We start from the raw sequence: 13,923 nt of genomic DNA, 5'->3' as shown, positions 1-13,923 counted from the left end.
GGAGTGTCGCTGCGGCCGGGCGTTTCCAATAACGTTGTCGGATCCTGACGGCCCGCCCGGCAGCTGCCCCTTGCGATCGGCTGCGCTTTTTGCCCCCGAGTTGTGCCGCCACCCTCGCATGGTGCCGGCGGACATGGTGGCGATGGATTCGTTGGTGGTGTGGCTCGACGTGCTCACGTACCTCGCGTATTCAGAGGTGGTCGCAGGCCGACGCTATTGGACCCCACGCCTGGCTTTGAGCGCTGGCGGAGCGGCGCGTCCGCGATACGCTTGCGGACGGCGGCTTGCATGCGCCGGACGCCGACGAGATCGCGACCGGTCCGTTGGGGCCGTGGTGGAGTGCAGGCGCCGCCACGCTGCCTGCCTCGTTAGGCGGTTATTGCCGGCGCGAGGCATGGCGCCAATCGCCCGGCCTGACAAGGCAGCGCGCGGCTATCGCGCCATGCGGCACCGTCAACGCCGCCGGCGTGCCATTATCGCGCAATAGCAAGCTCACGGGTGGACGGTGGCTGCCGCCCTCGACCCGGCCGGCGCCCTCCGCAGGCGGCGCCTGCTCGGCGGGCTAGAGCGCGGCACTAGGTTCTGGCTTTACCGAGAAGCTGTCGGCGCGTTTGTCGCGCGCCTGTGCGACGGGCGAAGTCATGCAGTTGGCGAAACACCCCGAGCCGCTATCTGGGATTACGGTCCGCGTTGCTTCGCTATCGCCCGGTTTGAAGTCGTCTGCGCGAACGACATCGCCGCGAGCAGCGACAACATCAGGTAGTAACCGTCCGCTGTGGGAGCGAGTCTGATGTGCGTAACTTTGCACCGCCTGATGCTTTTGTTGCCTGATAACTGGTATTATCAGGTTTGAATTATTCCACCGAATGCGGCATTTTTCAGGGTGCGTTGGGATCAACCTAGGGGAAACGAGTGACGGCATCGGCTTTGGGGGCCGCCCGGCGCGCTGCGGACGGGATAGATCCGAGGAGACGCGGGCCCAGTGTAGCCACAAAATGCCGCAGGCGCCACCGCTTTTCCGCGACAGGAAACCCGTGAGCCCAGACACCATCCGCGCACGTAAGACTCTAACGCCGGCAAGCCTTAATATTGTTATCAGGTAAGCCGAACTTCGAACAGACATTGCGCTCTAGCTATGGCTCAACATAATCACGTCGCCTCCACCCACCCTCGTTATACCCGCGCCGACTTCACGGCGCTGCGCTTCCGCCTCAACCGGATCCCCACCGCCGACATCCTATCGCGCGTATATGACGAGGAGGCGCTGCAGGCTGCCGGTATCGACACCCCGGCGCAATTGGAGGCGCGGCTCGACGCGATGCGGGACCATCTGGTTGAGCGCGTCTGTCTTGCGAATCCGTACCTGTCGCAAACGTTGGCCGACGCGCGCCGCTTCCACCGCTGGCCGAAGACGGCGATCGATTACCTAGTAAGGGCCGCGGACGCGGATTTCTCTCGGCCGCAACCTGACGATCCGGTCTCCGCCTGGCTGCGGCCAATTGTCTTCCGGACGCTACGCGCGGAGCAGATCCACACGCTTGCGCAACTACAAGCCTATATTGAGTCGCGGGGCAAGCGCTGGTACCTGCCGATCCCGCGGTTGGGCGCGGGCAAGGCGCGTGCGATCGAGCGCTGGCTACAGGGCCATGCCGCCACGCTGGGTCCGCTCGTAGTCGCCGACGACACCTCGCAGACAGCGTTGGTCGAACTGGCCCCGGATATCGTTCGCAACCTGGTGCCGCTCGAGCAGATCCGACGGGTAGTACCGGCACTCGATGGCAGCCAGGGTCGCAATCGCGCGCCAGGCCTATGTCTCATCGCCGCGCGCAATGATCTCGAGGCTATCCAGGCGTACCTCTACCGGTTTCACGACCGGGACAAAACGGCCCGTGCCTATCAGAAGGAACTCGAGCGGTTCCTGCTGTGGTGCGTGGGGGTGCGCCGCACCGCCTTGTCCAGCGTGAGCGCCGAGGATTGTGAGCGCTACAAGGATTTCCTGGCTCAGCCGGATGCGGCCTGGATCGGCCCCAAGGTTCCCCGAAGTTCGGCACGCTGGCGTCCGTTTGCGGGCCCTCTTCAGTCGGAATCTCAGCGTTACGCGGTGCTGGTGCTGCGCGGTTTTTTTGCGTGGCTGGTTGGCGTGCGCTACCTCGGCGGCAATCCCTGGCTGCTGGTGCACGACCCACTGACGGCGCGCCGCGACGTGCCGCTTGCGATCGAAAAGGCGTTGCCAGACAGCCTCTGGGACACGCTCGCTCGGCCTGATGGCATCCTCGACCAGCTCTGCGCCAAGTGGCCCGCGTCGTCGCCGGAGAGTGTGCGGGCCACTCCACTGACCGCAAACGACGCCGACGCACCGGGGGCGCAGTACCGGCTGGCACGGGCGGCGGTACTGCTGTTGGGGTGCACCGGCGCGCGCCGCGAGGAGGCCGCCCGCGCGCTGCGTTGCCACCTCAAGCCCGTACCAATGCAGGCGGCCACGCCCGCAGGTCTCTGGGAACTGGCGCTGCTTGGCAAGCGCAGCCAGTGGCGCACGGTGTTTCTTCCGCAGCGGGTCGTTGCGGCATTGCGTGCCCACTGGAATGACAGAGGTCATGATTTCGAGGACGGGACGCAGTCGCTGTCGTTGCTTTCACCCGTGGTGGTACCGGCCACTCCCACGGCTCGGGCGAAGCACCTCAGCCGGGAAGACGGCCAGCAGGCTTTGACCGGAAAGGGGTTCTCACCGGACGGGCTGTACCAGTTGCTCACCGCAATGTTGCTGCGCATCGCCGAGGATGCAACGCTGCCACTGGCGGATGCGGAACGTAGTCTGCTGCGTCAAGTCTCGCCGCATGCATTGCGGCATACTTTTGCCACGCATGCGGTAGCCAACGAGATGCCACCGGATGTCCTACAGCGGCTGTTAGGCCACGTCTCGCTGCAGACGACATCATTGTATGTGCGGGCAGAGCGAGCCCGTAGCCTCATGGCCGTAGCGAAACTTTTTCCCAATTCGGAGTAGGGTTGGCCTTGCAGTGTCCCGACCTGGGGAATGGGCCGAACGCGAAGCGTAGAGAGGCTGTCCCAACTTGGGACAGCCTCCTGAGGCAGTTCATTAGAACTACCTAATGGTGACGCTCCAATACCTTGAATTCATGACTCATCCGAACTGAGTCTGGAAACGGAAAGTCACCAAACACCCAGACTCCAAGAGTTCGGCCGGATGAACACCCATAAGAATGCCCGACTCACCTTTGGCCGTCGACTCGAGGTGGTCCAAGACATCACCGAACATGGCCTGAGTGTGCGCGAGACATTCGCTAGCCATGGCGTTACAGCACTCACGGCTCGCAAGTGGTGCTGGGCCGCCATCTGGCAGGTGGCGTGCCGGCGCTCGCCGCGGACCATTGACCCATCCAAGGCCCTGTTGATTTTCGAGTGGCAGATGCTCCAGCGGCAAATCGCCCGCAGTGTTGGTGTTTCCGAATCCACTGTCAGCCGGTTGCTCGCGCGCGCTGGCCTGTCCCGGCTCGCCGATCTGCCGCCACGCGAACCCGTCATGTGCTATGAACACGCCGCGTCGGGGACCTGCCGCACATCGACACCAAGAAGCTCAGTCGCATTGGAGCGGCCCAGGCACCGCGTGACCGGCAACCGCCGCGATTCGGTTGGCAGCAACACTATAACTGGCACCGACCACATAGCGGCATCGGTGGCCGTGCGCCCATGTCCTGACTTCCAGCGCCGAGAAAGGACGTCTTGACGCTTCACATCTAGTCGACCTCGCATCGAGGCCGTTGCCCGCGACTGTCCCAAGTCGGGACACCACGCTGTCCAAAATCGCCTTGATACCGGGCGGCAGAGGCGCTCTAGGCAAGGTGCGGATGGCAGGCCAGAGAGAGATCCCGGCAGACTCCGGACCGGCTCGTCTAAAGTTTAACTCGGGTCCTAAAGACATGACCTCGTCTAGGGGGCCCCTTCACGGCAATACACGGGTGGCGATTGGATCTCCCTGCCAAACCCCTACGTACCAGGCGATGTCGGTGGGGCCCAGTCCACTCAAGGCGTGGATGTGGGCGATCCCTGCAGGGGCCAATATAGGGTTCGGGGCTTCACACGGTCCAGCTTGGGACCGTCACCTTAAAGTTATGCAAGGCCGCTACTTGGGACAGCCTAGGCGACGCATTGGTACTGAAGTGCCTTCACTGCCTAAGAACCGGCGCTAGTAGTGGGCTGCCTTCTGGAATCCCTGGCAACAGAAGGCTTGCGAGACGCAATATCATTCATGTGATCACCTCGAAGGCCGCGCCGTCCCACGCGTGGCCACCAAGAATTCCTTGGCGCATCGTACCGCACGGAGCTGTCCCAACTTGGGACACGGGCCTGCCGATAACTTCTCGTATGAATTGTCCTATCACATGCCCAGCTGCTTGTCTGAAGCCCGAGACGGACGAAGCAATCCGAGCGCAGCCATATTGGAATTAGGCAATGTCACTGGCATGTTCCTGTGCATCGGCTTGGCATTTGTGTCCCAACTTGGGACAGCATCAACTATGCATGCCGACACCGCTGCGTTCCTCTCGAATGCAGGTGAACAACCTCTTTTGCTTTTTGCTTAGGGAGCCGTGGTACATGCAACTGTCGCGACTTGGGACACTCTGTAGGCCCAACACATTGCAGAGTCACGCCGGAAAAGCCGCGCTCGAGGCCGCTGAAATCCTATCAAAATAAGACGCTCAACAAAAAACCCGCCATCGGCGGGTTTTCTTGCCATGCTCACCCACCTACTTCGGCTGGTGATGAAACGTCTCGCTGATCAGTTGGCGAATCTGGGTCTCGAGGGCTTCGCTAAGAACATTGCCCTTGATCTTCACAGTGAAGCCATTGACGTCCTTCGTGATCGAGCCCGCATGTTCCTTACCGGAAAAAAACTTGTCGATGCTACGCTCGCTTGCTGAACTGGCGGCCTCAGCCCGGCGAGTCGCTAGCGCCTTGATCGCACCTGCCGCCTTGCCTTGATCCATCTTGCCCGACGCCACTAGCGGCCAGATTTCCCTTGCCGCAGCATCGCCGGCCTCACCGTACTTGCGGATCGTCATGACGATGGCCTCGGCAGCCGTCCCGCCGAGCAGGTTCGGCTGAAGATCCAGATCCCGAATGACATAGTCAGGCAGCTGGGCAAAGCTGAGGAAACGATAGAGGCCACTTCGCGAAAGCCCCAGGGCTTCCGCCAGACGGGCGCGGGACGGAAACTCCTTCTCCGTTTGCCGAATGGAGAGCGCAATCTCATAGTCAGACAGGTCATCCCGGCTCACGTTTTCAACGAGCGCAAGTACCGCCATATCTGCGTCAGAAGGCTCGGCGACTACCGCCTTGATGGTATCCGCGCCGAGCATCTTGTGGGCCCGCCACCGCCGTTCACCGGCCACGATCTGATAGCCTGATTCGGCGCGGCGCACAACGATGGGCTGCATCAATCCCACTTCACGGATTGATTCCGCCAGGTCGGAGAGCTTCGAATCGTTGAAGACACGCCGTGGTTGCCAGGGGTTCGGGCCGATCTCCGAAACTGCAATTTGCGAAGCGACCCCGGCGGCCTCGAGCTCCTGTACCCGCATCTGTGCGACAGCCAAGGCACCTGCCAGTCCCGGCGCCGTTTGGGTGCGATCGTTGCGCTTAATCTCGTCCTTCTGAATCGCCGACGTCTTACGGATACCAGCCGTCTTTGCCAATAGCTGCTCTCGCATATTGCTCATTGCGCGTTCCTCCATTTTTCTGCATAGATTTCATCCAGCCATCGGCAATAGTCCACAATCGGCTGGCGCACCCGCTGCAGCGATTTCGCTGCGCTATGAGTACTGCTCACATCAAATACGGTCGAGAAGGCCAAAGCCCCGGTGCTCATCACGGAGCTGGCGGGCACTTCAATCGAATGCAGCCAGCTTTCGTAAGCGCTCTGGGCCCACGCCCGCACTATGGGCGCAGACGACGTGCGCCCATAGTCGACCTTGGACAGCAGCAGCGATACGAAGTCGTACTTCTTGTCTGCTTCGTATTTGATAAAGCTCTTGGAAACATCCGAGAACAATCGCCAGAACGACAGCGAGCTGATGAAGTCGAGGTTCTCCGGAACCATCGGCATCACCATCGCGTCGGCCGCCATAAGCGCATTCAAGTTCAGATACGACAGCGAAGGCGACGTGTCCATCAGGATATAGTCATAGTGCCTTCGTAACGGCTCTAGCCCTTCCCTCAGCACAGTCCAGAAACGGAAACCCGGCTTCACCTTTTGCATGGCAGGCAAATGGAACTCAGCCCCGATCAGCTCGGTGTGCGCGGGAATCAGGTCCAGGCCGTCCCAATAGGTCGATTGCACTTGGCCCAGCAAGCCCCCCTCAATCTGCTGATCATAGATAAAAGGCAGCACGGAGTCGTCCGGCGAAACGTCCTTCTCTGCGTACAACCCACACAACTCCGAGAGCGAAGCCTGCGGATCCAGGTCCACCACCAGCACTTTCCGGCCGCGCAGCGTCAGCCCTTGAGCGAGGCACATCGTGGTCGTGGTTTTGGCCGACCCACCCTTCAGCTGGGCCGTGATAATAATCTTGCCCTGAGGCTCCCTTGTCCCGGTGACCAAAGGCGTCTGATACACGTCTGAGACTTTCTGCACCCAAATGCGCGCTTCTTCGAGCGTGAAAGTTCGCGTGCGACCGGTTCCGGCGGCAGTACCTGGCGGCAGATCGCCATCCCCCTTGGTGGCGAGATACTGGACCTGGGAATGCGAGATGTTGCACATCTCGGCAATCTCCCCCGTTTTATAGACTGGAGCGGTTTTTCTTGGGCGGGGCGCGAGTATCGTCTCGCGAAGCTCATCCGTGAAAATCGTGACCTTTTCCGCGAACTGGGAGATCTGCTCGAGCGGGACAGTTCGGTCAACGGCAGGAAGTTGGCTTGTTTTCACCATTCTGAGGTTTCTTCACAAAATTCCGGAAACCTCAGAATACAGGAAACGGCTAAGTAACGCCTCATATAGCGCTGTTTTTTAAGCCAATTTTCCCAAAAAGCTACAGCTTTGCTGAACTTTGAGGCGGTAAAGAGGCGCCTTGCCCTCCATAGGCGATTACAGAAGCTTCAGGTACGTGGATATTTCTCCATTGCGCCTCGGGATCTTTGCACAAATGACCTCACCATCCAAGGCGCGAAGACCCGCCGCCCCGTTCCGTGTACCGCAAAAATTGCAGGATTGTGCACAAGCAACCTCACCTTATCGGCAACATCGGCGGTGCGTCCGGGCGAGAGCGGTCTGTGGAGTTCGAGCCGTGATCCCTCGCAGGGCGACAGCCGTGCCGGAAAAAGCAATACAGTGAACAGCCCGATGCTTTGTGCTCGCGAAATATGCACGCACAATCAACCTCACCTAATCAGCTCTTGCACAATAAACCTCACCTATGCCTACGCACATACAACCTCACCTTCAAGTACGGTGTGGAGGTTCGCATCGCTGCAAGCGGGAATGGGCACCAACCGGCTACATCTAAACTGGGCTCAAGTCCACGCATATACATCTGGGAAGGGAACGAAATCCCCGGCATGGATGCGGAGGCTCCTGTTGCTTCATGTGCCTCGGCTTCGGCTTTCGGTTTCGGGAGGCTGGATGCTCAGTGTTTGTATGTTTTTTTGAAGTAAACAACCTAACCAACAAACAGAGAAAATAAATCTCCTTATAAATCAATCGCTTGACATGATCAAGGTGAGGTGCAATGTGCCAAAGGTGAGGCTTGTTGTGCCGCAAACGTGCAGTTCGTTGTGCGGCGATGGTGAGATGCATTGTTGTCCAAGGTGCGGTTCTTTGTGCGGGCTGGGCGAAGGTGAGGTGAGTTGTGCGGGGCCTGTGGATATGTCTGCCGGCCCTAGGCTTCAAGCTAGCGCCACAACCAATCCCGACGCGCCATGGTGAGATTCATTGTGCGTAAGGTGAGGTCCCTTGTGTTAGTGCGTAACGGTCCCGCTAGTGGACGGCCATGGTGAGGTTCATTGTGTTGAGCCACCTCACCATGACGTGATAGAGTCTGACCAGCCTAAAACAAGTGGAACCACAAGTATGGCGGCCGAGAATCCGACCGAAATGAAAGCGAGGACCACGCCTAGGCAAATGGCGCTCGCTTTGTTCGAAGATATGTTTGACCTCGGCACGTCCATTAGCGAGGCGAACCGCGAAATCGGATATCAGCGCAACAATTTCTTCACGGAAATTGTCAACATGGGCCTCGCGGCGCGACGTTTCCTGGATGCCGCCTATTTCATCGTTGCGCAAGAACCCGAAGCCGTTGACCAGTACGACGTTGAACTGAACTATTTCAAATGGCTGATGCGGTATGACAGCCGTAATCTGAAACATCTGCGCACCATCGCCGATGAAGCCCAGAACGCGAAAATCCGCGTGACCAACACGCCGTCGGACCGTGAGCCGGCCGAGGATGACATCTGGGTGCAAGTGCAGTTGATCGGCATGGTTGCGATGCATCGTGGTCGTATCCGGTTCGATGTTCACCACAGCCTCATCCCGCATATACGGGACCCACGCAAGTCGCACTGGCTAAGCTTGCGGATCTCGACCGCTTTTACCCGCAGCTTGGCGCGCGCCATCTACGACAAGGTCTTACCCAGCGTTCCTGCAGGGCGCACCGACTGGATCAAGCTTGACGAGATGCGAACCTGGCCCGGGAAGATGGGCGCGAATGCCAGCATCTTCAAATACTTCAAGCGCGACTGGCTCGAGCCGGCAGTCAGGGAAATCAATGAGATCTCCGACATCGAACTGTCCTATGAGACCCGGACCGAATCGACGTCATCGAAGAAGGTGGACCGTATCCGGTTCCTCCTCAAGCGTAAAGATACCGCCGATGCAGTGATGGCCAGCCTGTCGGACGCGAGCCAGATCTACAAGATCCTGAAGGACGAGTTCAATCTCTCCACGCGGCAGTTCACTGAGATCTCCGATAACCGGGACACATGGAACGATGACCGGATCCTCCAAGCCATTGAATACACGCGTTTCAAGCTCAATCGTGGGCAGGTGAAAAAGAGTCCGTCTGGCTATCTGATGAAAGCCCTGCGTGACAACTGGCGCATGTCCGAAGCCGAACGAACCATGGTCCAGGTCCAGACGAAGCTGCTCACCGACGAAACGGAGAAGGCGGCCGCGAAGGTTGCAGTGCAGACATCTGTCGAGCGCAGCGTGGCATCACGAGACGATGAAACTCGCGCGCGCATGAACGAAGAGTCGCGCCAAGGGAAGGAACAATTCGTGGCCTCTGACGCAAAAGCGAAGCGCGAGCATATTCGAGCTTGGCTTGCCTCGAGGGAAGCCAAGCTGGTGCTGAGGCGAATGAAGCTGGAGGCATCCTCTATCACCGAAGACATCATCCTTACGACGCCGGATCTGGCTTGGTACCTCGGACAGTTTGTGTTCGGCAGGCTCAAGGCCCAAGTGGCCTAGCTATCGACGACGCTGATTAGTTGCTGACATCAGGGGCTTGCCGCGCGTTGACTGGACTCGCCCCCGGCGGGCCCTCAAGCTATGCCAACCCTGCCTCAACAACGAAGCGAGACGTCGGGTTCTTCTTTGCCGTCGACATGCGCAAGAAATTCTGTGCTCTGGTCATACCGACGTAGAACAGCCTGCGCTCCTCAGACTCGACGCTCCCGTCGTCGGGGATGATGGTTTCCTCGCACCGGATTAGCACCGTCGCATACCACTGCAGCCCTTTGGACGCGTGCATTGTCGTCAAAACGATTGCATCCGCTGCTGGTTCGTTATTTCGGCGCTCCAGGAAGCTCAGGCGCTCTTCAAAGGCGCCCCTTAGGTTGGACACGACATCATACGTGGTGTTGATCGCACGCTTTGCACGGTCAACAGTGGCCAGGCCAAGCATCCACTCACGGACACCGTCCAACACGAGCGAGTGAAAGCCCCGCGCAGTGAGCGAACCCCACTCGGAAAGTCGCTTAAGGAAATCCCGGTATTTGTCGGCGGAGCGCTCCGAAAGACCCAAGGCTATTAGGTCTTTCTTCTTCACCTCTAGGCGTGTCTTGTCCATATGAAGCGAATCATGCAACAGCTGCCGTTCCGATTCATCTAGTCCAGCAAACGCGAGAAGGCTTTCCAGGCTCGCATCTGCTGGCCGTTCAAGCATACGCAGCAGGCCTGCAAACAGCGCGGCTTCAGGCTGATCCAGAATCGACTTGCCAGCTGCACGGTAGTACTTGACCCCATGGGAGCGGCATATTGCTTCTACCGGATCTAGTATCCGATTGGTCCGAGCAAGGATTGCCGCGGTGTGACCGCCGCGCAGTAGCGGGGCCAGAAACTCTACCGCAGCTACAGCCTCCTTGTACTCGTCGTCGTAACGGAGAAACTCAACGGACCCGCCCGGCCCGCGATGTGACACAAGTTCCTTGTCGATCCGGTCGTTGTTATTCCGGATGACGCGGTCCGCTAAGCTCAGGATCTCGGATGTCGATCGGTAGTTCTTTCCAAGAATCACCTGGCGTGCCCCAAATTCGCTAGCGAACGCGCTCATGCCACGATAGCCCAGCGCCGAACGCCACGCGAAAATACACTGATCGTCGTCGCCTACAATGCAAGTGACGGCACCGTTTCGGGTGTGAATCGCCGTCCAAAGGCACTGAAGCTCATCGCAATCCTGAAACTCGTCGACAAGCAGGTAATCGAGGCGATAGGGTGCAATGGTGCCGCCCTCCATCCCTTGGACGGAAAGACGCATCAAATCTTGAAAATCTAGGCGCTTGGTGCGCCCCAGCACCTTCTGATACACATGGTACAGACGGCTCTCAGTACCTCCGTCCGCTGGCTCATGCAGGCTCATTTTAAGGCGATCGATAATGGCGATAGCCTCTTCGAGCTTCATCTCCAATCCGAGGTCGTGGAGTACCTGGCTGACCATCGCGGCCCGGTGCCCTTCCGATGCAATGTCGGGGCGCTTGCCAGTAGGTGTCGCCAGTTGGCGATAGGCGAGAGAATGAAATGTGCCAGCGAGCAGCCGAGGCTTTGCCGCCTTGCCTGCGAGAGCCAGAATGCGCTCACGTAGTTCAATAGCGGCGTCCTTGCTGAAGGTTACAGCACCAACGGTTATGCCAGGGTCAGCGAGAAGCACAGCTGCCTTCGCCGCAATTGTGGCCGTCTTCCCGGCGCCTGGGACGGCGACGGCAACACAGTGCTGGCGGAGATCAACAACTTCGCGCTGGGCCGAGTTCAGTCCATCCAATACCTTGTCGAGCGACATGGCGAGTGCAATGTGGGAGTACGTGGCACATGGTGCCGGTTCGAGATAGCAAGTTCGCGGAAGTGGTACGTCGAGGCAGATGCCGGCGACTAAGGAGGCCTTCGAAACTGGGAGCAAGCTCCAGTTGGCCGGGCTTGGCACCAATGAAGTCAATGACGCTGACCCCAAGTGGCATGATGGGGCAGATGCGCCGACACAGTGCTAGAACGTGGCGCTTGCCCGTCCAATGGACTTCAATGTGTCACATGGAGCCAAATGCCAAGCGCATGGTGCGCTTGGCAACCCGCTACCACCATGCAGGCTTGCGTGACAGTCACACCCCGCGCACGGTCGTCATGAGCTTAAGGTGCGTCGTGTAGCTTCGCAGCCCCAGCGGCTGGAACTTGCGGAGAAAGCGCGTCACTTCATCGTTCACGTCGGTCATATCGCGAATGCCGTTCCAGACCATGAAATCGAACTGGTCCATGGCCCTGTCGAACTTGATCAGCACCTGTAGCGCGCGAACAGCGAATCGCGAGAAGGCCTGGACTTCGATATCGACGGAAGGTCGGGTGATGGTCGGCTGGAAGATGACGTCGTCCTTGGCCCGCATCTCGCTTTCCCGCTGCTCACGGTAGGCGGTGGCTACGCGCAGTTGTTCATCGACATAGTCTTCCAGCTTGGCGAGTTCTCGCTCCAGGAAGGTCTCAATCGTCGTCAGTTCGCTCCGGGAAAAAGTCGACTGCCCAAAGCGCTGCAGGTTGAGCGACATGCGGTTCATATATGGCCACCACTGCTCGAAAAGCGGACGCAGGCGGGTATGGTTGAGCTTCAGACTCACCGCAACCACCGCCGCGCCGGCGAGTTCGCGATCGAGGATCTGCCGACCGAGTTCGCGCCGGCGACGCACGATGGCCTGGCGGTCTTCCGGCGGCAGTTCGCGGAAGAGCTTGCGCGTGCGCTCGACTTCAGCCTTCTTCTTCTCGAGGTCAGCGGTCGAGATCAGACCTTCCTTGCGCAGCGCGTTGGCCGACGCCTCCATCTCGATCAGCTCGGTTTCGACGTCGTCTCGGTCCGCAGCGCCCGCGGTGCCCACGTCAGAATGCATTGGTGCAACGGACGGGATATCCGTCGAAAGAGTGGGGATATCGGCCGCAGCAGCAGGCGACTCGGCAATGGACAGTTCCGTGGTGGTCATTCATTTCTCCTGGAGTGGCCAGCATTCGAGGCCATTGAGGGTCATAGAGACTGGGTGTCGGTTATTTGCCGACATGGAAAGACGCCGCAAGGCGCCAACTGAAGAGGCCCACGAGGCAGACGGCCAGCGTCCACCAATGGGCCAACAGGGAAACCGGTAAGAGCAGGGCTGTGGCGCCAAGGCCCAAGCAGAGCAGCAAGCCGTGGGCCGCCACGTGGAACGTGACGGGGTTGGCGAATCCGGCGCCCGCGGCGCGAATCTTGCGCGACACCGCCCCATCATTAAGCAGGGCAGCGAAGAGGATGAACCCGCCCAGAAGCCAGTGATGGGCGACGGTCGCGCGATAGACAGCCCGGTAGACGGTCAACCAGAATCGACGCATCCAGCCACGGCCGAACTCGGATGCACCGGCATCCGGCAGTGCTGTGTCCGCATCGGAACCGGCGAACGATGCCTGCAGGGCGCCGGATTGGACAAACCAGCGATCGAACCGGTCATTCGCCAAGGACGCAGCGTCGCGCGCGCTGGCCGGGCCGATCCAGTGCGAAACCGAGGCCTGTTCGGCATCGCTGACTTCGAAGGCAGCATCGTTCTGGATGAACGGAATCAGCGCGCAGAGCATCAGTGGCGACACCAGCAGCCATACGCGGACGTGGGAGACGAATCGGGAGCTGGCCATGGTTCAGGCCCAACGCAGCAGAAGCAGCAGCGGGAGTGCCGTGATGGCGATAAGCGCGCCCCAGAAGATCCCCGGCTTGCGCGCGGCAATGCTGATCAGGGCGAAGCAAGCTGCAGCATTGCCATGCCTGAAGTGTTCGGGCATCGGCCCGGATACGGGTTGACTGAGCCACGCCTGCATCTCACGTGCGAGCGCGAGATCGACGCGGAACATCCGCGCCGTCCACCGGACCGGGGCCTCGCGCAGGCTTGCCAAGGACCGCGCGGCCTTAGTGTGAATAGTCTCGAGCGACATCGTAGGTCTCAAAGTAGCGGGTGAAGCTGTAGCCAGTCAGGACGCGAGCGGCAAGTTGGAATGCGGCGCACCGTTGCGAGATGTTTCCCGGCACGGGTTCGTCGACGACCTGGCAGACATAGCCAGCGGGCTGGCGTTGCTCGAACGCGGGGATGGATTCGTGGTACGGATACCAGACGTTGTATCTTTCGCCCTTGAAGGCGGCGTAGCGCTTCGCGTAAAGATCATGGGCGCGCGCGAACAGACCCTGCATGAAGGCGACGTTTGCATCGCCGTGCTTGCGCGCCGCGCGCCACGCAGCGATGGCGTCCGTCAGCATCTCCTTGACCAGCGGTTCGTCGCGCACCCGGAAATTCACGCCGATGTAATCGACCACACGGGTGCAGATGTCATCCAGGTCGGGAGACACGATGAACATCGGTGAGAGCTTCGCCGAGAGCTTGTATTCCTTGACGATTTGTCGGAACAGGGTGGAGGGCATTGAC

The 13,923-nt window shown here is 59.7% G+C and carries 9 protein-coding genes and 1 pseudogene; 3 read left to right on the top strand and 7 right to left on the bottom strand.

Translation table 11 applies throughout. The features are described 5' to 3' along the window. Positions 1-1,135: 1,135 nt before the first annotated feature. Positions 1,136-3,004: a phage integrase family protein gene (locus CBM2588_RS30325; protein WP_115683999.1), complete on the top strand. Its 1,869-nt coding sequence runs from the start codon at positions 1,136-1,138 to the stop codon at positions 3,002-3,004. A 201-nt stretch (positions 3,005-3,205) separates the two neighbouring features. Next, positions 3,206-3,652 (top strand): annotated as a pseudogene (locus tag CBM2588_RS30320) (IS481 family transposase); the annotation flags it as partial. A gap of 1,114 nt (positions 3,653-4,766) precedes the next feature. Here the strand turns inward: CBM2588_RS30320 and CBM2588_RS30315 are convergent. Continuing rightward, positions 4,767-5,738 carry a ParB/RepB/Spo0J family partition protein gene (locus tag CBM2588_RS30315; protein WP_115683998.1) on the bottom strand — a complete coding sequence of 324 codons (972 nt, stop codon included), beginning with the start codon at positions 5,736-5,738 and terminating at the stop codon, positions 4,767-4,769. Next, positions 5,735-6,946, bottom strand: a complete 1,212-nt coding sequence (locus CBM2588_RS30310) for a ParA family protein (RefSeq protein WP_172583729.1) — start codon at positions 6,944-6,946, stop codon at positions 5,735-5,737. The genes CBM2588_RS30315 and CBM2588_RS30310 overlap by 4 nt, the downstream gene beginning before the upstream one ends. Before the next feature lie 1,137 nt (positions 6,947-8,083). Here CBM2588_RS30310 and CBM2588_RS30305 point away from each other — a divergent pair. Further along, on the top strand, positions 8,084-9,481 hold the full coding sequence (locus CBM2588_RS30305; protein ID WP_115683997.1) for a replication initiation protein: 1,398 nt from the start codon (positions 8,084-8,086) through the stop codon (positions 9,479-9,481). Positions 9,482-9,560: 79 nt separating this feature from the next. Here CBM2588_RS30305 and CBM2588_RS30300 read toward each other — a convergent pair whose 3' ends face one another. From CBM2588_RS30300 to CBM2588_RS30280, 5 genes are all read right to left on the bottom strand, one after another. Beyond that, positions 9,561-11,288 carry an ATP-dependent helicase gene (locus CBM2588_RS30300; RefSeq protein WP_115683996.1) on the bottom strand — a complete coding sequence of 576 codons (1,728 nt, stop codon included), beginning with the start codon at positions 11,286-11,288 and terminating at the stop codon, positions 9,561-9,563. A gap of 313 nt (positions 11,289-11,601) precedes the next feature. Next, entirely contained in the window at positions 11,602-12,375 is a 774-nt protein-coding gene (locus CBM2588_RS30295; RefSeq protein WP_373424426.1) for an ATPase, read from the bottom strand. 151 nt (positions 12,376-12,526) lie between these two features. Beyond that, a complete protein-coding gene (locus tag CBM2588_RS30290) occupies positions 12,527-13,144 on the bottom strand; it encodes a DUF4400 domain-containing protein (RefSeq protein ID WP_115683994.1) in 618 nt (205 codons plus the stop codon). 3 nt (positions 13,145-13,147) lie between these two features. Beyond that, entirely contained in the window at positions 13,148-13,438 is a 291-nt protein-coding gene (locus tag CBM2588_RS30285) for a hypothetical protein (protein WP_231942361.1), read from the bottom strand. Next, positions 13,413-13,919, bottom strand: coding sequence for a hypothetical protein (locus tag CBM2588_RS30280; protein WP_115683993.1), 507 nt, complete (start codon positions 13,917-13,919; stop codon positions 13,413-13,415). The genes CBM2588_RS30285 and CBM2588_RS30280 overlap by 26 nt, the downstream gene beginning before the upstream one ends. Positions 13,920-13,923 lie beyond the last annotated feature (4 nt).

The organism is Cupriavidus taiwanensis (assembly GCF_900250075.1).
GTDB classification, from domain to species: Bacteria; Pseudomonadota; Gammaproteobacteria; order Burkholderiales; family Burkholderiaceae; genus Cupriavidus; species Cupriavidus taiwanensis_C.
The sequence above is the reverse complement of the archived record's forward strand: the minus strand, read 5'-3'. Positions and strand labels throughout refer to the sequence as shown.